General features: G+C 72.1%; 16 protein-coding genes. 4 read left to right on the top strand and 12 right to left on the bottom strand.

Features of this window, described 5'->3' with window-relative positions:
• Nucleotides 1-35 precede the first annotated feature (35 nt).
• From ACQYWQ_RS29425 to ACQYWQ_RS29415, 3 genes are read right to left on the bottom strand one after another with little or no spacing between them, the layout of a single operon-like run.
• Entirely contained in the window at nucleotides 36-608 is a 573-nt protein-coding gene (locus ACQYWQ_RS29425; RefSeq protein WP_431038843.1) for a type 1 glutamine amidotransferase domain-containing protein, read from the bottom strand.
• Between the two features lie 25 nt (nucleotides 609-633).
• Nucleotides 634-960, bottom strand: coding sequence for a plasmid stabilization protein (locus ACQYWQ_RS29420; RefSeq protein WP_431038842.1), 327 nt, complete (start codon nucleotides 958-960; stop codon nucleotides 634-636).
• 41 nt (nucleotides 961-1,001) lie between these two features.
• On the bottom strand, nucleotides 1,002-2,132 hold the full coding sequence (locus tag ACQYWQ_RS29415; RefSeq protein WP_431038841.1) for a glutathione-independent formaldehyde dehydrogenase: 1,131 nt from the start codon (nucleotides 2,130-2,132) through the stop codon (nucleotides 1,002-1,004).
• 512 nt (nucleotides 2,133-2,644) lie between these two features.
• Here ACQYWQ_RS29415 and ACQYWQ_RS29410 point away from each other — a divergent pair.
• Nucleotides 2,645-6,520 (top strand): GH92 family glycosyl hydrolase, encoded by a 3,876-nt coding sequence (locus ACQYWQ_RS29410; protein WP_431038840.1) that lies wholly within the window; start codon nucleotides 2,645-2,647, stop codon nucleotides 6,518-6,520.
• Between the two features lie 155 nt (nucleotides 6,521-6,675).
• Here ACQYWQ_RS29410 and ACQYWQ_RS29405 read toward each other — a convergent pair whose 3' ends face one another.
• Genes ACQYWQ_RS29405 through ACQYWQ_RS29390 form a run of 4 tightly spaced genes read right to left on the bottom strand, consistent with a single transcriptional unit; the run spans nucleotide 6,676 to nucleotide 10,859 of the window.
• Entirely contained in the window at nucleotides 6,676-7,989 is a 1,314-nt protein-coding gene (locus ACQYWQ_RS29405) for an FAD-dependent oxidoreductase (RefSeq protein WP_431038839.1), read from the bottom strand.
• Between the two features lie 55 nt (nucleotides 7,990-8,044).
• On the bottom strand, nucleotides 8,045-8,755 hold the full coding sequence (locus tag ACQYWQ_RS29400) for a maleylpyruvate isomerase family mycothiol-dependent enzyme (protein WP_431038838.1): 711 nt from the start codon (nucleotides 8,753-8,755) through the stop codon (nucleotides 8,045-8,047).
• On the bottom strand, nucleotides 8,755-9,594 hold the full coding sequence (locus tag ACQYWQ_RS29395; RefSeq protein ID WP_431038837.1) for a fumarylacetoacetate hydrolase family protein: 840 nt from the start codon (nucleotides 9,592-9,594) through the stop codon (nucleotides 8,755-8,757). Before ACQYWQ_RS29395 ends, ACQYWQ_RS29400 begins: the two co-directional genes overlap by 1 nt.
• A complete protein-coding gene (locus tag ACQYWQ_RS29390; RefSeq protein ID WP_431038836.1) occupies nucleotides 9,591-10,859 on the bottom strand; it encodes a cupin domain-containing protein in 1,269 nt (422 codons plus the stop codon). Before ACQYWQ_RS29390 ends, ACQYWQ_RS29395 begins: the two co-directional genes overlap by 4 nt.
• Nucleotides 10,860-10,945: 86 nt before the next feature.
• On the opposite strand from ACQYWQ_RS29390, the gene ACQYWQ_RS29385 reads away from it, so the two are divergent.
• Nucleotides 10,946-11,731, top strand: a complete 786-nt coding sequence (locus ACQYWQ_RS29385) for an IclR family transcriptional regulator (protein ID WP_431039398.1) — start codon at nucleotides 10,946-10,948, stop codon at nucleotides 11,729-11,731.
• Between the two features lie 44 nt (nucleotides 11,732-11,775).
• Here the strand turns inward: ACQYWQ_RS29385 and ACQYWQ_RS29380 are convergent, their stop codons facing one another.
• Nucleotides 11,776-12,594 carry an SAM-dependent methyltransferase gene (locus tag ACQYWQ_RS29380; protein WP_431038835.1) on the bottom strand — a complete coding sequence of 273 codons (819 nt, stop codon included), beginning with the start codon at nucleotides 12,592-12,594 and terminating at the stop codon, nucleotides 11,776-11,778.
• Nucleotides 12,595-12,724: 130 nt separating this feature from the next.
• The gene (locus ACQYWQ_RS29375) at nucleotides 12,725-13,942 is read right to left on the bottom strand and encodes an alginate lyase family protein (protein WP_431038834.1); all 1,218 of its coding nucleotides are present in this window, start codon (nucleotides 13,940-13,942) and stop codon (nucleotides 12,725-12,727) included.
• 332 nt (nucleotides 13,943-14,274) lie between these two features.
• Here ACQYWQ_RS29375 and ACQYWQ_RS29370 point away from each other — a divergent pair, with 332 nt between their 5' ends.
• Nucleotides 14,275-15,057: an ABC transporter ATP-binding protein gene (locus ACQYWQ_RS29370; protein ID WP_431038833.1), complete on the top strand. Its 783-nt coding sequence runs from the start codon at nucleotides 14,275-14,277 to the stop codon at nucleotides 15,055-15,057.
• A 71-nt stretch (nucleotides 15,058-15,128) separates the two neighbouring features.
• Nucleotides 15,129-17,648 carry an ABC transporter permease gene (locus tag ACQYWQ_RS29365; RefSeq protein ID WP_431038832.1) on the top strand — a complete coding sequence of 840 codons (2,520 nt, stop codon included), beginning with the start codon at nucleotides 15,129-15,131 and terminating at the stop codon, nucleotides 17,646-17,648.
• A gap of 68 nt (nucleotides 17,649-17,716) precedes the next feature.
• Here ACQYWQ_RS29365 and ACQYWQ_RS29360 read toward each other — a convergent pair whose 3' ends face one another.
• The 3 genes from ACQYWQ_RS29360 to ACQYWQ_RS29350 all read right to left on the bottom strand — a co-directional run bounded on the left by ACQYWQ_RS29360 (nucleotide 17,717) and on the right by ACQYWQ_RS29350 (nucleotide 19,713).
• Nucleotides 17,717-18,124, bottom strand: a complete 408-nt coding sequence (locus tag ACQYWQ_RS29360; RefSeq protein WP_431038831.1) for a hypothetical protein — start codon at nucleotides 18,122-18,124, stop codon at nucleotides 17,717-17,719.
• Nucleotides 18,093-18,305: a helix-turn-helix transcriptional regulator gene (locus tag ACQYWQ_RS29355; protein ID WP_431038830.1), complete on the bottom strand. Its 213-nt coding sequence runs from the start codon at nucleotides 18,303-18,305 to the stop codon at nucleotides 18,093-18,095. The genes ACQYWQ_RS29360 and ACQYWQ_RS29355 overlap by 32 nt, the downstream gene beginning before the upstream one ends.
• Before the next feature lie 1,201 nt (nucleotides 18,306-19,506).
• On the bottom strand, nucleotides 19,507-19,713 hold the full coding sequence (locus ACQYWQ_RS29350) for a hypothetical protein (protein ID WP_431039422.1): 207 nt from the start codon (nucleotides 19,711-19,713) through the stop codon (nucleotides 19,507-19,509).
• Nucleotides 19,714-19,725: the final 12 nt, after the last annotated feature.

The raw sequence follows: 19,725 nt of genomic DNA, 5'->3' as shown, positions 1-19,725 counted from the left end.
CGAACGCCCGCCGGACGCCCCCGACGTTCCGGGTGTCAGGCCGCCGCCAGCACCGCGTCGATCTCGCGCAGGAAGGCGTCCAGGTCGCCGGGGTTGCGCGAGGTGATGAGCGTGAAGCCCTCCGCGTCGCAGCGGACGGCCTCCTTGTCGGCCCACTCGGCCGCGCCCGCGTTGCGGATGTCGGTCCGCAGCGAGGGGTACGAGGTGAGGGTCTTGCCCCTGACCGCGCCGGTCTCGACGAGGAGCCACGGGCCGTGGCAGATCGCGGCGACGGGGCGGCCGCCGGAGGTGAAGTCCCCGGCGATGCGCAGGGCGTCCTCGTCCAGGCGCAGGGAGTCGGCGTTGAGGGTCCCGCCGGGGACGAGGAGCAGCGCGTACTGCCCCGGGTCGACGTCGGCGAGCTTCGCCGTCGGCCGGACGGTCCTGCCGGGGTCCTTGTCGCCGACGAGGGTCCTGACCGGCCCGTCGTCCGCGGCGGCGACGGTCACGTCCGCCCCCGCGTCCCGCAAGTGCTCCACGGGGACGACGAGTTCGTCCTGTTCGACTCCGTAGTTCGTGACGACGGCGAGTACCTTGTGCCCGCTCAGGTCGGGCGTGTTCTCCGCCATGACGCTCCTCTCTCCTCGGGCGGGCTCAGCGGCCGACGGCCTTGCGCAGTTCCTGCTTGTTCATCGCGGAACGCCCGTGCACGTTCTTCTTCTTGGCCTCTTCGTAGAGCTGGTCGCGCGTGGGGCCCTCGGCGCCGCTGTGCGAGCGCTGCCCACCGCGCTCGTAGCTCGACTTCGGGTCGCGCGTGGAGACCTTGCTCGCGGAACGGGACTCGCCGGAGCGGGCCCGCTCCTTGTTCACGGTCCTGGCCGCGATCTCCTCGGCCCTGCCCTCGGAGGCGCCCCGCCGCTCCTCGCTCTCCTTGATGTGCTCGTACTGGCGCTCGCGTTTGCGGTCGGAACCTGCCGGCATGGTGCTCACCTCTCTCGGTTCGTGCGTCTCGGGTACCCCGCTCAGGGCTTGAGGATCACCTTCGTCCAGCCCGCCTCGCGGTCGTCGAAGTTGCGGTACGCCTGCGGGGCGTCGGCGAGGGGGAGTTCGTGCGAGACGAGGAAGGAGGGGTGGGCGCGGTCGTGGTGGATGAGCTGGGCGAGCTGCCTGTTGTACGCCTTGACGTTGGCCTGGCCCGTACGGACGCTCTGGCCCTTGAACCAGAACTGCCCGAAGTCGAACGGCAGCTTGCCCTCGCGGGTGAGGTCCGTGGGGGCGCCGTCGTCCTGGGGCAGGAAGACGCCGACGACGCCGATGCCGCCCGTGGCCCGTACCGAGGCGACGAGGTCGTTCATCGTGGACTCGGGCTTCTCGTGGCCCTGCGGGTCGTGCGCCTGGTAGCCGACGCACTCGCAGCCCCGGTCGGCGCCGCCGCCGGTGCGCTCCAGGATCTCCTCGATGTGCTCCCCCTCGCTGTCGTCGACGGGGATCGCTCCGGCGGCCTCGGCGAGCCGCAGCCGGTCGGGGTGGCGGTCGACGACGAGGACCTGGCTCGCGCCGCGCAGGACGGCCGAATAGGCGGCCATGATGCCGACGGGGCCCGCGCCGTAGACGACGACGGACTCACCGGGCGAGACGCCCGCGAGTTCGGTGGCGTGGTAGCCGGTCGGGAAGATGTCCGCCAGCATCACGTAGTCGTTCTCCTTCTCGGCGGCGTCCTCGGGCAGCACGAGGCAGTTGAAGTCGCCCCACGGGACGCGCAGGTACTCCGCCTGGCCGCCCGCGTAGTCGCCCATCGCCGCGAAGCCGTAGGCGCCGCCGGGTGTGTCGGAGTCGACGGAGAGGCAGAAGCCCGTGTAGCCGCGCTCGCAGTTCTCGCAGAAGCCGCAGCCGATGTTGAAGGGCAGGCAGACGCGGTCGCCGACGTGCACGCCGTACACCCCGTCGCCGGTCTCGACGACGACGCCGAGGTTCTCGTGGCCGAGGATGCGGCCCTGCTCCATCGTCGTGCGGCCCTCGTACATGTGGAGGTCGGAGCCGCAGATATTGGTGGACGTGACGCGGACCAGCACGTCGGTGGGGCGTTCGATGCGGGCGTCGGGTACGTCCTCCACCGCCACCTGCCGGGGGCCTTCGTAGACGAGTGCCTTCATCTCGTGATCACCTGATTCCGGCCAACGGCGACGGTCGTACGGGGTGGGCGGGGCGCCTCGCCGAAAGACTCGTCCGGCTCCTCGCGTCCCGTGGCCCGCCGTCGGGGGCCGCTCGCGTGCGGTTGTCGTGCGCTCGGGTGCCCGCGCGGCGCCCGTGCACACAGGACACGGCCGCCCCTCGCGGCACCTCCCTCCACCGTGCACCCGCACACCTCGGGCCGCATCCGCCGGGAGGTCCCGGACCGCGAAGGGCGCGAGCCCGGCGCGCGCGAGCCCGGGGTCCCGCACGCGGGTTCCGGCCCGCCCGCACCCCCGTGCGGCGCCCTCGCCGCCCCCGTGTCCCGGGCGCCTCCACCGTCGCTTTCACGCCAAGCTTCACTTCCGCCCGTACAGCCTCTTGATTCCTGGGCCCCCTCAGGGACCTACTGGTGGGCCGGACCCCGCACAGGGTCCTGACAACGTTGTCATAGGTGGGTTCCGGGCCGTGTCCCGGAGCCGGGGAGGACGATCCGATGCCGCACGGGTCCTTGGCCAGGACGCTCCGAGGGGGCAGACCCCCTTCGCACCGCCGCAGGTCGGGCGGGCTGGTCCTCGGGGCTGCCGCTCTGCTGCTCGTGGGGACGGCGCAGGGCGCGATCGCCGCGCCGCGCGAGGCCGCGCACGGCCCGCAGACCGCTTTCACCTCCTCCTTCGAGGACGGCGAGCACGCGCCCGACTGGCTCAGCACCGCCGATACCGACGCCTCGGGCACGCCGCGCCGCTCCGGCGTCGACGGCGCCTACAGCTCCGGAATCCCGGGGAACGTCACCGACCACGTGACGGCCGTGCGGGCGAGCGGCGAGAACACGGCGGGCGGGGAGGTGGCCGCGAACCTCGTGGACGGCCTGCCCGGCACGAAGTGGCTCGCTTTCGACACCGAGGGCTGGGCGGAGTTCGACCTCGACGCCCCGCAGCCCGTCACGCGGTACGCACTCGTTTCGGCCAATGACCACGACGAGCGCGACCCCCGCGACTGGACCCTTCAGGGCTCCACGGACGGCAAGGAGTGGAAGACGCTCGACACGCGCGCGGGCGAGAAGTTCACCGAGCGGGCGCAGTCGAAGACGTACGAGATCGGTGGCACGCCCGCCGCGTACGCGCACTACCGGCTCGATGTCACGGCGAACAACGGCGGCCCGGACGCGATCCAGCTCGCCGAGGTGCAGCTCTCCACGGGCGAGAGCGATCCCGAGCCGCCCAGGGACATGAGCACGCTCGTCGACCACGGCCCGAGCGGCTCGCCGACCGCGAAAGCGGGCGCGGGCTTCACAGGGACGCACGCGCTGCGGTACTCGGGCACGCACCGGGCGAAGGGGCGCGGGTACGCGTACAACAAGGTCTTCGACGTGAACGTCAAGGTCCGCAAGGACTCGGTGCTCTCGTACAAGATCTTCCCCTCCCTGCCCGAGACGGACCTCGACTACCCGGCGACGTACGTCGCGGTCGACCTGGCCTTCACGGACGGTACGTACCTGAGCGACCTGAACGCCGTGGACCAGCTCGGCTTCCGGCTCAGCCCGCAGGGGCAGGGCGCCTCGAAGGCGCTGTACGTCAACCAGTGGAACGACCGCAGCGCGCGGATCGGGAGCGTGGCGGCGGGCAAGACGATCGACCGCGTCCTCCTCGGGTACGACGCGCAGAAGGGGCCGCACGCCTTCCGGGGCTGGGTCGACGACATCAGCGTCAAGGAGCAGGCCGCGCCGCGGCCGAAGCCCTACCTCTCGGACTACGCGCTCACGACGCGCGGCACCAACTCCAGCGGTGACTTCTCGCGCGGCAACAACATCCCGGCGACGGCCGTCCCGCACGGCTTCAACTTCTGGACCCCGGTCACGAACGCGGGCTCCACGAGCTGGCTGTACGACTACGCGCGCTCCAACGACTCCGACAACCTGCCGACCATGCAGGCGATCTCGGCGAGCCACGAGCCGAGCCCGTGGATGGGTGACCGGCAGACCTTCCAGGTCATGCCCTCGCTCGCCAAGGGCACCCCGCCGACCGGGCGCACCGAGCGCGCGCTGCCCTTCCGGCACGAGAACGAGTCCGCGAAGCCGTACGAGTACTCCGTGACGTACGAGAACGGCCTGCGGGCCCAGGTCACCCCGACCGACCACGCGGCGGCGCTCCGCTTCACGTATCCCGGCGACGACGCCTCCGTGATCTTCGACAACGTCTCGGAGCAGGGCGGGCTCACGCTCGACAAGGAGCACGGCACCGTCACCGGCTACTCCGACGTCAAGAGCGGGCTCTCGACGGGGGCCACGCGGCTCTTCGTGTACGGGGTCTTCGACAAGAAGGTCACCGGCGGGGACTCCTCGGGCGTCAAGGGCTACCTGCGCTTCGCCGCGGGGCGGGACCGCACCGTGACGCTGCGCCTGGCGACCTCGCTCATCGGCGTCGACCAGGCGAAGGCGAACCTGGAGCAGGAGATCCCGGCGCGCAAGAGCTACGACGCGGTGCGTGCGGACGCGCGGGCGCAGTGGGAGAAGATCATGCGCACCGTGACGGTCGAGGGCGCGAGCGAGGACCAGCTCACGACCCTCTACTCCAGCCTGTACCGGCTCTACCTGTATCCCAACTCCGGCTTCGAGAACACCGGGAGCGGGAGCAAGCCGACGTACCAGTACGCGAGCCCGTTCTCCGAGATGCCCGGCCCCGACACGGCGACGCACACCGGGGCCAAGATCGTGGACGGCAAGGTCTACGTGAACAACGGCTTCTGGGACACGTACCGCACGACCTGGCCCGCCTACTCGCTCCTGACGCCGAAGAAGGCGGGGGAACTCGTCGACGGCTTCGTGCAGCAGTACAAGGACGGCGGCTGGATCTCGCGCTGGTCCTCGCCGGGTTACGCGGACCTCATGACGGGCACGTCCTCGGACGTGGCCTTCGCGGACGCGTACACGAAGGGCGTCGACTTCGACGCGAAGGCGGCCTACGAGGCGGCGCTCAAGAACGCGACCGTCGTGCCGCCGTCCTCGGGCGTGGGCCGCAAGGGCATGAAGACCTCGCCGTTCCTCGGCTACACCACGACCGACACGGGCGAGGGCATGTCGTGGGCGATGGAGGGTTACGTCAACGACTACGGCATCGGCCGCATGGGCGAGGCGCTGTACAAGAAGACCGGCGAGAAGCGCTACAAGGAGGAGTCCGAGTACTTCCTCAACCGGGCGCAGGACTACGTGAAGATGTTCGACAAGGACGCCGGTTTCTTCCAGGGCCGCAAGGCCGACGGCTCCTGGCGTCTTCCGGCCGACGAGTACGACCCGCGCGTGTGGGGTTACGACTACACCGAGACGAACGGCTGGGGGTACGCGTTCACCGCGCCGCAGGACTCGCACGGGCTCGCGAACCTCTACGGCGGGCGTGACGGGCTCGCGAAGAAGCTCGACACGTACTTCTCGACCCCCGAGACCGCGACCGCCGAGTTCACGGGCTCGTACGGCGGTGTCATCCACGAGATGACCGAGGCGCGCGACGTCCGCATGGGCCAGTACGGGCACAGCAACCAGGTCGCGCACCACGCCGCGTACATGTACGACGCGGCCGGGCAGCCGTACAAGACGCAGGAGAAGGTCCGCGAGGTCCTCTCGCGTCTCTACTCGGGCAGCTCGATCGGGCAGGGCTACCACGGTGACGAGGACAACGGCGAGCAGTCGGCCTGGTACCTCTTCTCCGCGCTCGGCTTCTACCCGCTCGTGATGGGCGGCCAGGAGTACGCGATCGGCTCGCCGCTCTTCACGAAGGCGACCCTGCGCCTGGAGAACGGCAAGAAGTTCACCGTCACCGCGCGCGGCAACAGCACGAAGAACATCTACGTGCAGAGCGTGCGGCTCAACGGCAAGAAGTGGGACTCCACCGCGCTCCCGAGCGACGCCGTCGCGAAGGGCGGCACGCTGGAGTTCGTCATGGGCCCGAAGCCCTCGTCGTGGGGCAGCGGGAAGAACGCGGGGCCGCGCTCGCTCACGCAGGGCGACGCGGTCGCGAAGCCCCGCAGTGACACGCTGCTCGACGGTCAGGGTCCGCTCACGGACAACACCTCGGCGACCGAAGGGCCGCTCACGCAGGACGAGTTGCCCGTGGGCGAGGCCGTGAAGGCGGTCCAGTACACGCTCACGTCGGCGGACCGTGCCAAGGCACCGAGCGGCTGGGTGCTCCAGGGCTCGGCGGACGGAACCTCGTGGCGGGACCTGGACAAGCGCGGGGGCGAGTCCTTCGCGTACGACCAGCAGACGCGCGTGTTCTCGGTCGCGCACCCGGGGACGTACCGGCACTACCGGATCGTGCCGGACGGCGGCGGGACGGGCGCGGCGGCGCCGCGCGTGGCGGAGGTCGAGCTGCTGGGCTGAGCGGGACGGCCGCGTGTCGCGACCCGGCCCCGGACCGTGTGGCGGTCCGGGGCCGGGTCGTGTGGCGGTCCGGGGCCGGGTCGTGTGCGGGACAGGGTCGCGTGCGGCCCGCGCCGGAGGCGGGGACGGTGTGCGGTCGCCGTCTGCGGCTCGGGTCAGCGTGCCGCCGCCTCCGGCTCCGTCCTCGCGAGGTCGGCGGAGTCCAGCGGAATCGGCGTGAACATCGCCGCCTCCTCGTCCGGGGTCAGCGCGGTGGGCCCGTAGATCCAGTCCGTGAAGGACCAGTCGTCGTGCGCCCGGGCCCGCAGGATCGCGTTGCGCCGCAGCCGCTCGGTGCCTTCCAGGTGCCACAGCGCGCCCCAGGCGCGCGCGGTGGTGAGGACACGGCGGCAGTGCTCGACGCGTACCGCCTCGTACGCGACGAGCGCGGCGTCCCAGTCGGGCGCGCCGTCGGCGGTGCGGAGCCGGTCGAGGTGCTGCCCGAGCACCCAGCCGTCCTCGATCGCCATGATCGCGCCCTGCGCCATGTACTGGAGCGGCGGGTGCGCGGCGTCGCCGAGGAGCGCGACGCGGCCGTGGACCCAGGTCTCGACGGGCTCGCGGTCGCGCATCGGCCACCGGCGGTCGCGCCACATGAGCGGGATGCCGTCGCGCACGGCGTCGCACGTCCCCGCGAAGGCGGCGTCCAGTTCCTCGGGCGTGCCGAACTCCTCAGCGCCGGCGAGGGCTCCGGGCGAGGCGAAGACGGCGACCTGGTTGAGCATCTCGCCACCGCGCAGCGGGTACTGCACGAAGTGGCAGTGCGGCCCGACGTGGACGACCACGGAGTCGAGCGCGAGCGCCTTTCCCGGCAGCTCCTCGCGCGGCACGGCCGCCCGGTAGGCGACGTAGCGCGAGTCCACGACGTCGTCGCCGACGAAGTGCTCGCGCGCCACCGAGTGGAGGCCGTCGGCCGCGACCACGAGCCCGGCTTCCTGCCGCGTGCCGTCGGCGAGCGTGACGCGCGCGCCGCCCGGCGTGTTCTCGTACCCCGTCACGGCGGCGTCGGTGCGCAGGTCGACCCCGGCGGCACGGCAGGCGTCGAGGAAGAGGCGGTGCAGGTCGCTGCGGTGGATGACGAGGTACGGGGTCCCGTAGCGGCGCTCCAGGGCACCGAGGTCGATACGGGTCAGTTCCTCGCCGTCGAGCGCGTCCTTCATGACGAGCGCCTTCGGCACGCAGCCGCGCGCCTTCGCCTCATCGAGGAGGCCGAACTCTTCAAGGATGCGGGTGCAGTTGGGAGCGAGCTGGATTCCGGCGCCGACCTCGCCGAACTCCTTGGCGCGCTCCAGGACGCGCACGGCGACGCCCTGCCGGGCGAGGGCGAAGGCGGTGGCGAGGCCGCCGATGCCGCCGCCGACGACAAGGACGTCGGGGGCGTCGCCGGGGTGTGCGGAGGGCGTGGTCTCCGGGGGTACGGGGGTGGTCATGGAACACGTCCTGTCAGGTACGGGGATGCCGGTACGGGGATGCCGGCGCAGGGGCTCAGAGCCAGGGGCCGAGGTCGGGGAGCAGCGCCCCGGCCGTGGTGGTGGTGAGCGGGTGCGGGCGGCCCGCGAGCCAGGCGGTGAGGGCGGCGAGCGGGCCGCGCACCTCGACGGCTTCGCCGCCGCCGGTGAGCGTGAACGCGTGCGCGGTGTCGTCCGCGTACAGCCGTACGGCCGGTCCCGGGGCGGCGGAGCGCTTGGCGGCGATGTCCTCGCAGAGCGCGGCGAGGAAGGGCGCGGGCAGCGCGTCGAAGCCGATGTCCGTGCCCAGGTCGACGGCGTGCACGCACACCTCGCGTGCCCGCATCCACGGCAGTTCGGTGGCCGGTACGGTACGCCCCTGCGCGGTGACGACGGGGGCGCTCCACTGCTCAGGGCCGAGCGCGTCCATCGCGCGGCCGAGCGCGGCCGCCGAGGAGCCGAGCCAGGCGACGAGGTCGGCGGGGGGCAGCTCCGCGCCGCGCGCGATGCCCTCGGCGCGCTCGTCGGGCGAGGCGTACATGGGTGTCGGCTCGCCCGTCGCCGCCCAGTGCGCGAGGTTGCCGAGCGCGTCGGCGTTCGCGGCGACGTGCGCGACGACATGGGCGCGGGTCCAGCCGGGCAGCAGGCTCGGCCCGGCGAGGCGCGCGTCGCCCGGGCCCGCGGCGGCGCGCAGGAGCGCGATACCGGCTTCCGCCCAGTCCCGGGCCTGTGCGGGAGTACGGGCCATCAGGCGGCATCCTCGGTGATGACGCGGTTCTCCAGCCTGCCGAGGCCCTCGATCTCGGTGACGACCGTCTCACCGCCGCTCAGGAAGCGGGCAGGCGTTTGGGCGTGGCCGACGCCGCCGGGCGTGCCGGTCGCGATGAGGTCGCCGGGGTTGAGGCGGACGACGGTCGAGACGTACTCGACGAGGGCGACCGGGTCGAAGAGGAGGTCGCCCGTGGAGTCGGACTGCATGGTCTCGCCGTCGACGCTGAGGCTCAGGCCGAGCTTCGGGCGGACGCCGCCGGGCAGTTCGTCGGGCGTGACGAGGTAGGGGCCGACCGGGGTCGTGGAGTCCCACGTCTTGCCCTGGAGCCACTCGCGGGTGCGGAACTGCCAGTCGCGGCACGTGATGTCGTTGAGGACGGTGAACCCGGCGATCGCGGCCTCCGCATCGGCGCCGCGCGCCCGGCGGACGGGTGCGCCCACGACGAGGGCGAGTTCGGCCTCCCAGTCGAACTTCTCCGTCTCGGCGGGACGCACGACGGCGTCGTTGGCTCCGACCAGCGAGTCGGAGAACTTCGCGAAGAGCGTGGGGTGTTCGGGCAGTTCCCGGCCCATCTCCTGGATGTGGTCGCGGTAGTTGAGACCGACGCAGACGACCTTCGACGGACGGGGCACGAGCGGCGCGAAGTCGGCGCCTTCGCGCGGGTACGAGGTGTCGCCCGCGGCGGCGGCGCGGCTCGCCCAGTCGCGCTCGGCGAGCAGGGCGCCGAGGTCGGGGGCGCCGAGGTCGACGAGGCGGTCGCCTTCGAGGCGGACGGCGCGGGTGGTGCCGCCGGTGCGGAGGGTGGCGAGCTTCATCGGGCGGGGGTTCCTTCCACGGGGGTGTGCGGTGCCGGGGTGTGCGGTGCGGGGCTGTTCTCCACGGTGCGGCGGTCGAGCCGCAGGGCTTCGAAGACGGGGGCGTCGCTGAAGCGAAAAAGGTCGAGCGCGCCGCCGTCGGAGTCCGTGCGGCCCGCTTCGGAGCGGACCGAGAAGGGCTGCCAGGAGGGGACGACGAAGAGGTCGCCCCGGCTCACCGACCAGCTGGAATCGCCGATCGTGACCGTGCCCGAGCCGTCGAAGACCTGGTGGACGGAGGACCCGGTCTCGCGCACGGGGGCCGTCTCGGCGCCGCGCCGTACGCGGTGCACCTCGGCGCGCAGCGTGGGCAGCACGTCGGCCCCGGTGGCGGGGTCGGTGAAGCGGACGGCGGCGTGCCCGGGTTCGACGGTGCCGCCGAAGCCCTCGGCCTCGACGGCGAGCTGGTCGGCGAGGGCGCGGTCGGTGTGCTCCCAGCGGTAGGCGAGCAGCGGGGTGCCCGGCCCGGCGGGGCGGGCTCCGAGGGGGCGCAGGCCGGGGTGGCCCCACAGGCGCTCGGAGCGGGAGCGCTCGGGCGTGGCGTGCTCGGCCTCGTCGAGCACGTCTCGGCCGAACTCGAAGAACTGGGCCTCGTTGGCGTACTGGAACGGGATGTCGAGGCCGTCGATCCAGGCCATCGGCTCGCTCGTCGCGTTGTGGTGGGCGTGCCAGTTCCACCCGGCCTGCGGCAGGAAGTCGCCGCGGCGCATCGCGACGGGGTCGCCGCCCACGACGGTCCACACGCCCTCGCCCTCGACGACGAAGCGGAAGGCGTGCTGCGTGTGACGGTGCTCGGGGGCGTCCTCGCCCGGCATGAGGTACTGGATCGCGGCCCACAGCGTCGGCGAGGCGAAGGGGCGGCCCCCGAGCGAGGGGTTGGCGAGCGCGATGGCACGGCGTTCGCCGCCCCGGCCGACCGGGACGAGGTCGCCCGCGGTCGCGGCGAGGGCGCGCAGCCGCTCCCAGCGCCACACGTGCGGACTCGCCTTCGACCGCGGGCTGAGCGGCATGAGGTCGCCGATCTCGGTCCACAGCGGGACGAGGAGTTCGCGCGCGAAGCCGCGGTACAGCTCTTCGAGGGCCGGGGTGACGTCGGGGCGGCCCTCGCCCGGCTCGGCGCGGAGGCGGACGGGCGAGGCGACGGACGGCTCGGGGGCGGTTTTCCGGACGGTCTCCGGGGCGGGCGGAGTGGCGGCTTCTTCGCCGCGAGGTGAGGTCGATGGCACGCCGCCAGACTCGTACGTGTCCGCGCTGCGAACCTGTAGATTCTGCTCTCCAGAATCCTTCGGCCCCAGGAGGTGCGGTGGAAGCGGTGGACAAGCCGTTCAAGGCGCCGCCCGCGTACGCGATCGCGAGCGTGGACCACGCGCTGCGGGCCGCGACGATGCTCCAGCTCGAAGGCGGGCTCACGGTCTCGGAGATCGCCGAGCGCCTCGGCGTGGCCCGCTCGACGGCGCACCGGCTGCTCGCGATGCTCGTCTACCGGGATTTCGCGGTACGGGACGCGCACCGCGTCTACCACGCGGGCCCCGTCCTGGAGCTGGCCGCGCACTCGCGCTCGCGTGTCGCGCGGCTCCGCGCGGCCGCGCTCCCCCACCTGCGGCGGCTCGTGGACCTGCGCGGCGAGACGGCGAACCTCACGATCCGTACCGGCGACACGGCCCGTTTCATCGCGAGCGTCGAGTGTGCGCGGGCGCTGCGGGTGGGTTCCCGCGAGGGGATGGTCTTCCCCGCGCACCGCACGACGGCCGGGTTGCTGCTGCTCGCGGAGCTGAGCGCGGGGGAACTCGCCGAACTGTACGCGCCGCGCGCCGCGGAGGAGCCGCACGACGGCCCCTCCGCCCGCCCCGAGGCGAAGGCGCTCTCCCGTGAGCTGGCGCGGGTGCGCCGTACGGGCTTCGCCGTGAACCGCGAGCGCTCGGAGCGCGGCCTCGTCGCCGTCGGCGTCCCGGTCCGCTCCCCCGACGGCACGGCGCTCGCCGGGCTCTCCTTCTCGCTCCCGCGCGTCCGCTACGAGCCGGGCGAGCTTCCCACGCTCGTCGCGACGCTGAACGCGGCGGCGCGGGCGGTGGAGGCCGGGCTGCGCGAGGAGGCGTGAGGCACACCACGCCGTACGCGCGAAGCCGAGCCCCCGCCCCGCGCTCAGGCCTTCCGCGCCACCGCCGCGTACGTCGAGCTGACCTGCCCCTCCTGCCCCGGCACCCGCTCGCCGAGTTCCGGGTGCCACTCCTCGGCGAGGACGACGCCCGGTGCGACGGTCTCGAAGCCGTCGAGGAAGCGGGTGAACTCGGCACGCGTGCGCAGCGCGGCGGTGAGGCCCTTCGCGCGGTAGGTGCCGCTCGCCTTCGCCACGTCCTCGGCCGAGTGGAAGTCGGCGGTGAAGTGCGACATCACGAGGTAACTACCGGGCGCCAGAGCGTCCTTGAAGGCGGTGACGAGTTCGTGGGCACCGTCCTCGTCGCGGATGAAGTGGAGCAGCGCGACGAGCGAGAGGGCGACGGGCCGGGAGAGGTCGAGGGTCTTGGCGGCGAGCGCGAGCACCGCTTCGGTGTCGTGCGCGTCGACGAGCGCGAAGTCGAGTGCGCCCTCGGGGGTGCCGTGGAGGAGCGCTTCGGCGTGGGCCATGACGATCGGGTCCCGGTCGCAGTAGACCACGCGGGCTCCTGGCCGTACTCCTTGGGCGACCTGATGCAGATTGGGTTCGGTGGGGATGCCGGAACCGATGTCGAGGAACTGGTCGACGCCCTGTGTGGCGAGCCAGCGTGTGGCGCGCCGCATGAAGGCGCGGTTCATACGGGCCATGAGCGGGAGCTGGGGCTCCAGGGCGACCATCTGGCGCCCGAGTTCCTCGTCGACCGGATAGTTGTCCTTGCCTCCGAGCATCCAGTCGTACATGCGCGCGGGGTGCGGCTTGCTGGTGTCTATCCTCGGCGCCGTGCCCGCGTCCTGCGATTCCGCCATCGTCAACTCCCTGCTTGCCCTGCCTTGTTGATCAAGGTGTCGCGATTCTAGGCGAGTTGGCCTGGCGGCGGGTGGGCGAGGGTGCCGCCCGCCGCCCGGACGGCACCCCGTTCCCTCGTACCCCCTGAGGTCAGTTGGGGTTGTCGCCGTGGGTCAGGGTCTCCCAGGCGACGAAGAGGTTGTTGCTGCCCGCGGGGCGCTGCTGCTCGGTGAGCCGCTGGGTGTTGGTCATGGCGATGCCGAGACGGTTGTGCAGGGCGTTGTAGCCCATCTCGGTGACCGGGCCGAGGCCGCGGTTCACGCTGCCGCCGCACAGCCAGCTCGGCGGCGCCTCGCCCAGCTCGTACTTCGACTGGAAGCCGAGCGCCTGCCGCAGGCGCTCGCCGACGTCGGTGCCGTAGAGGTCTTCGCCCTGGATGCGGCTGGTCTCCGCGACGTGCGAGATCGAGGAGATCCCGTACCCGGTGTGGGTGAAGTCGCGGCACGTCTCCTGCGTGAGCCCGGTGACGAAGGTCGACTGGCCCTGCCAGTAGTCGATGATCTTCTGGCGGGTGTCGAGGTTCTGGCTCGGGACGGTCTTCGGCAGGTCGCCGTCCGACTCCAGGTAGACGTAGGCGGCCGTCCGCGTGCGGAACTTGGACATGGCGGTGTCGTACGAGGCCTTGTCGTCGAGGTAGACGGAGATGCCGATCGCCGCCTCCAGGATCGTCAGCTCCCAGTTCCCGTTGGAGTTGGAGCCCTTGATGACGACGGGGAGGTAGACCTGCCTGAGCATCGTGTCGAAGCGGTCGCGCTGGGCCCACGTACCCGTGTAGGTGTGCTTGATGATCTCGGCGGCCTTGGGCCAGGAGGAGCCGGCCCAGCCGGTCTGGAGCGGGGCGTTGCTGTTGGTGTGGTCCTGGATCGTCCCGGACCAGGCGTCCATGAGCTGGATCGCCTTCTGCGCGTAGCGCTCGTCGCGGGTGAGGTACCAGGCGAGGGCGTCGGTGTACGCGGCGATCGCGTCCTCGCGCTCGTCGGTGCAACCGTAGTTGGGGTTGGAGTACGAGCCGCACTCGACCGTCGCGCGCGGCTTCGGCGTGCGGCCGAGATCGGCGTACTTGCTCGCCATCATCTGGTCGAAGGCGCCCTTCCAGGGCTGCGCCCCGGCCTGCACCTTGTCGCGCACGAAGTCGAGCTGGCTCTGCGAGACGGTGACACCGGGGTGCGTGAAGGAGGCGGGCGCGGCCTCGGCCCTGCCCGCGGCGGGGCGGGCGAGCAGCGCGGCGACGAGGGCGACGAGCGTCGCGGCGACGAGGAGGTGGGGGGAGGACCGGCCGCGGTGGGGGCGCCGGGAGAAAGCTTCCATGAGAACTCATTCCCGTATGTGAATGAAGTTCGCACGCTCGAATGCGTACGTTGTTGACAGACCATAGGTATGCACCAATGGGCCGTCAAGAAGCGTGCACCTCTTGAATACGGGGACACCGCGCCGCGTCCCTCCGCGGTCTTCCGTCCTCCGTGTCCGGCCGTCCCCTGAAGGGCCTCAGGGTCGGACGTCATACTCAAGGCGGAGAAGTGGTCCGGGGGTCCGACTCAAGTGCCTCGTGAAGACACCACTTGGGAGGGTCTTCACGAGGGGGCCCCGGCGGGAACGATGGCTTGTGTCGTCACCGTTCCGTTTCGCAGGAGTCCCCACCCGTGACCGCTTTCCCCCACGTCACCCCCGCCTCGCCCCCCACCACCGCCGTCGCCGCGCGCGCCACGGAGCTGTCCAAGGTCTACGGGACGGGAGACACCCGCGTGCTCGCCCTGGACCGCGTCTCGGTCGCGTTCCGGCAGGGCGAGTTCGCCGCCATCATGGGCCCTTCGGGCTCGGGGAAGTCCACGCTGATGCACTGCGTGGCGGGGCTGGACAGTTTCAGCGGGGGCTCCGTGCAGCTCGGCGGCACGGAGCTGTCGCGGCTCAAGGACAAGCAGCTCACCGCGCTGCGCAGGGACAAGATCGGTTTCGTCTTCCAGGCCTTCAACCTGCTGCCGACGCTGACGGCGCGGGAGAACATCACGCTGCCCCTCGACATCGCGGGCCGCAAGCCGGACAAGCAGTGGCTGGAGCGGGTCATCTCGCTGGTCGGCCTCGAAGGGCGCCTCAAGCACCGGCCGAGCGAGCTGTCCGGCGGCCAGCAGCAGCGCGTCGCCGTGGCCCGCGCGCTCGCCTCCCGCCCCGCGATCGTCTTCGGCGACGAGCCCACGGGGAACCTCGACTCGCGCTCCGGCGCCGAGATCCTCGGCTTTCTGCGCGAGTCCGTACGGGAGCTGGGCCAGACCGTCGTGATGGTCACGCACGACCCGGTGGCCGCCGCCTACGCGGACCGGGTCGTCTTCCTCGCGGACGGCCGCATCGTCGACGAGATGCACGGCCCGACGGCGGAGCGGGTGCTCGACCGCATGAAGGCGTTCGACGGCAGGGGCCGCGTCAGCTGACGCCCGCGCCGCCCCCCGCCCCGCAGGGACCCGCGAAGGTCCCTGTCCACCACGTCAGGAATCGCCCGCCCATGTTCCGTACCGCCCTGCGCAACGTGCTCGCGCACAAGGCCAGGCTCCTCATGACCGTGCTCGCCGTCATGCTCGGCGTCGCCTTCGTCTCCGGCACCCTGGTCTTCACCGACACCTTCGGCACCGCCTACAAGAACAAGTCCGCGAGGAGCTTCGACCACGTCTCCGTGGCCATCGAGCCGGACGGCCGCGCGGGCCCCGGCCAGGACGGCGGCACGAGCACTCCGCGGCTCACCGAGGCGCTCGTGCGGAAGGCCGCCGCGCTCCCCGGCGCGCGGTCGGCGCTCGGGAGCGTGAACGGCTTCACGGCCCTCGCCGGTAAGGACGGCAAGCTCGTCGGCGGCGACTGGGGCAGCAGGGGAGCCAATTACTACCCGGACGCAAAGGGGAACGACCCCCGCTGGGCCTTCGTCGGCGGCAAGGCACCGGCCACGGCGGACGAGGTCGCCCTCGACAGCCGGACCGCCGCGCACACCGGCTTCCGCGTCGGCGACACCGTCCGTTTCTCGACGAACGGCTCGGTCACGAAGGCCAAGGTCTCGGGCGTCTTCGACACCGACGAGGGGAACGTCCTGGCGGGCGGCAGCCTCGTACTCTTCGACAACGTCACGGCGCTGCGCGTCCTCGGTGACGGGGAGTACGACGAGATCGACGTCAAGGCCGCACCGGGCACCTCGCAGTCCACGCTGCTCCGCTCCGTACGCGGCATCCTCCCCCGGGACACCGAGGCCCGTACCGGGGCCGCGCTCTCCGCCGAGCAGGACCGGGTGATCGAGCAGGAGACCAGCTCGACGAGCCAGGTGCTCCTGATCTTCGCGGGGATCGCGCTCTTCGTCGGGATCTTCATCATCGCCAACACCTTCACGATGCTCGTCGCCCAGCGCACCCGTGAGCTGGCCCTGCTGCGCGCGGTCGGCGCCTCGCGCCGCCAGGTGACGCGCTCGGTACTGACCGAGGCCTTCCTCATCGGCCTCGTCGCCGCCGTCGCGGGAGGGGTGCTCGGGATCGGTGTCGCCGTCCTGCTCCAGACGCTCCTGAAGGCCGGAGGCGCGGGACTGCCGGAAGGGCCGCTCGTGCTCGCCCCGCGCACGGTGCTCGTCTCGCTGCTCATCGGCGTCGGCGTCACGATGGCGGCCGCGTGGCTGCCGGGCCGCAGGGCGGCGAGAATCCCGCCGGTCGCCGCGATGAACAGCGTCCACGCGGCGCCGAGCGTGCGCGGCCTCGTCGTCCGCAACACCCTCGGCTCCCTCGTCGTCGCCCTCGGCACGGTGCTGCTCTTCACGGACGACAACTACGTCGTCTCGGCGGGCGCGGGCATCGTCATGGTCGGTGTCATCATCCTGACGCCGCTGCTCGCACGCCCCTTCGCCGCCGCGGCGGCACCGCTCCTGCGGCTCTTCGGAGTCGCGGGAAGGCTCGCCAGGCTCAACGCGGTGCGCAATCCCCGCCGTACCGCCTCCACCGCCTCGGCCCTGATGATCGGCCTCACCCTCATCACCGCGATGACGGTGGTGGCGACCTCGACGAGCGGCGCGATCGACCGCATGGCGGCCGACTCGCTCAAGGCCGACTACACGGTCTCGATGGCGAACTACGAGGATCTCTCGCCGCAGGTGGCCAAGACCGTGGCCGGGCTCCCCGAGGTCACCGCCTCAAGCCCTGTGCGCACGGCGTTCGGCGAGGTCGGTGGCACCCCTTGGCGGCTCTCCGGCATCGACCCGAAGAGCTTCGGCAGCCTCGTCGACCTGGATCTCGACAGCGGCTCGCTCCAGGACCTCCGCGGCACGGCGGTCCTCGTGGACCGGGAGACGGCCGCGGAGCGGGGGCTGCGGACCGGTGACGACGTCACCGTCACGTTCGACGACGACGGCGGGAGGGCCCGCCTGCGCGTCGCGGGCGTCTACCGGCCGAACGACCTGCTCAACGGTGTCTACGTGCCGGCCTCCGTCATCGACCCGCACCTGTCGAGGATCACCGACGAGAAGGTCCTCGTCCGGATGCGGGGCGGCGCGAGCGACACCGCGGAGGACACGCTCGTCAAGGCCCTCGGCTCCAACCCCGCCCTCAAGATCCAGGACAGGGCCGCCATCAGCGGCGAGATCGGGGGCGCCATCGACATGCTCCTGAAGATGCTGTACGGGCTGCTCGCGATGGCCGTGCTCATCGCGGTGCTCGGCGTCGTCAACACCCTGGCCATGTCGGTCTTCGAGCGGCGGCACGAGATCGGGATGCTGCGCGCCATCGGCCTGGACCGGGCGAAGGTCAAGCGGATGGTGCGACTGGAGTCGGTGGCGATCTCCCTGTTCGGGGCGGTGCTCGGAGTCGCGCTCGGGCTCTTCCTCGGCTGGGTCGCCGGTGGCTCGATCAGCCGGGACGTCCCGACGTACCGCATGGACGTGCCCGTGACCCGCCTGCTCGTCTTCCTCGCGAGCGCGGCCGTCGTCGGTGTCCTCGCCGCGCTGTGGCCTGCCAGGGGCGCGGCCCGGCTCGACCCGCTCCAGGCCATCAAGACGGAGTAGGGCGGGAACGGTACGGGGCCGCTGCGGCCCGGAGCGCGGCACGCTCCGGGCCGCAGCGGCCTTGGGCCTCAGGAATGACGCGACCAGAAGACGACGAAAGCGACGTAGGCGATGGCCGCGGTGCCGACGAACCAGAAATAGGGATCGCCGCTTCGCCCGGAGGCCAGTTCACCGATGAAGGCGCCGAGATTCCCCACGGTGAGTACCACACCCGTACCCGCCCAGGCGCGCCCGGAGATCCGGGCGAAGCGCTCGTCGGGTTCCCTCTCCGTGAGGCCCTGGTAGGTCTCGCTCCGGCGCCCGAGGAGCGCCAGGACCAGACTGCACACCGCCAGGACGCCGAACGCCACGAGGCCGGGGACGAGGCTCCCTCCGCACACGGCGGCGACGAGGCAGGCGGCACCGAGAACGAGGAAGAAGCCGGGGACGGATCGCCCGGCCGCGTCACTGGTCATCTGCTGGGCCCTCTTGGGCATGGAACATCTCCTCGACGCCGACCTTGAAGAACGTGGCCAGAGAAAGGGCGAGCGGCAGAGACGGTGTGTACCGCTCGGTCTCGATGGCGTTGATCGTCTGCCTGGAGACTCCGAGCGCTGCGCCCAGTTGTCCCTGGGAGAGCCCTCGCGACGACCGCAGTTTCCTGACACTGTTTCGCACGTGTAAAGCTTACTTGTCACCCTGCGGGAACTGTCAAGCGCGCTTTACACCTCAGGGCATCGGCTGCCGGGGCCGCGCACCGTCCCGCCGCACTCGCGCCCCTCGCGCGGGCGCCGGCGGCCTCCGTTCGGCCGGGCAGTCCGGACGGCGTCGCGCAGGGCGGCACCGTCGGGTCCGTGGTGCCGGGCGCGGCGGGTGACGCCTCGTCGGGCGGGGACTCGCCGGCGCTCTCGGAGGGGCAGGGACTCGGCGAGGGAGTACCGGGGTCGTCGGTCGCCGAGGGGTCCGGGGTCTCGGAGGGCTCCGCAGGGGGCGTCGATCCGGTGGGCGAGGAGCCGGGGTCCGAAGGGCCCGGGGAGGGGTCGGGGCTGCCGCCGGAGGACGGGTCGGGGGACGGACGGGGCCGCCCGGGGCGGACGTGCTGCCCGAGCGCTCCCGTTCCCGGACGCGCGCGAGGTGAGCGGCGCGCTCGCGCTCGGCGTCGAGGTCCGGCAGAACGAGGAACGGGCCCGAGCGGACGGTCGTTGACGGCCGAGGTGACGGAGATCCCGGCGCGGGGGCCGGAACTCGCCCTCCTCTACTCGGGGAAGGTCCCCACGATCACCGTGAACACGTCGGGGCGGGTCCGGCTGCTCGCCGCAGAGGTACGTCTCACCCTCCAGCCGGACGCAGGTGCTCCGGTGTCGCTCGCCTGCTCCCCCGCACCGGGCGAGGAGCCCCGGGTGGCGGATGTCGCCGTACCGGAGGTCGCGGCCGTACCCGAGGACACCCCGTCCGCCCCACCCGGCACGGACCCCTCGGGGCCGACGGCGCGGGAGGAAGGTCCCGAGGACGACGTCACCGCGGCGCCCCAGGAGGACGAGCCCGCCGTGTCCTGGCCCGACGAGTGCGACGACATGCCCAGCGGCGAGCTGGACACCAGCGTCTCGGAGCCGCCGCCCCCGTCCCACTTCAATCCCATCCCGCTGGACGGCCTGCCCCTGTGCGCCTACGCCGTCGGCATCAGCACCGTGCGCAAGCAGAACGGTTCGATGGTCATCAACGACCCGGCGGGCAAGCCCGCGCTGATGCGGGTCCGGGGTGTGGTCCGCTCCGATCTCGGCGACTGGGGCCCCGAACCGGGCGCGGAGGGCTTCAACCAGATCTGGTCACTGGCGGAGATCCACCTGCCGGACGCCCGCGCCGGTTTCCTCAGCTTCGGCTACCTCCCCGTGTCGGCGAGCGTGTCCTTCGATACGAGCGACGTCACGGTCCTCACCGGGCAGCCCCACATGAACGATCCCACCAGCGCCTTCGCCCGCATCGTCTTCCAGCAGTCACTGCGCCTCCACAACGTCGTGGTCAACGGCACACCACTGGACGTCGGCCCCTCCTGCCGGACGGCGAGGAGCTTCCGGGTGCTGCTCAACGGCCCAGACAG

The organism is Streptomyces sp. P6-2-1, from assembly GCF_050613165.1.
Lineage (GTDB): Bacteria > Actinomycetota > Actinomycetes > Streptomycetales > Streptomycetaceae > Streptomyces.
Note: the sequence above shows the minus strand (reverse complement) of the source record. Positions and strands in the feature narration are given on the sequence as shown.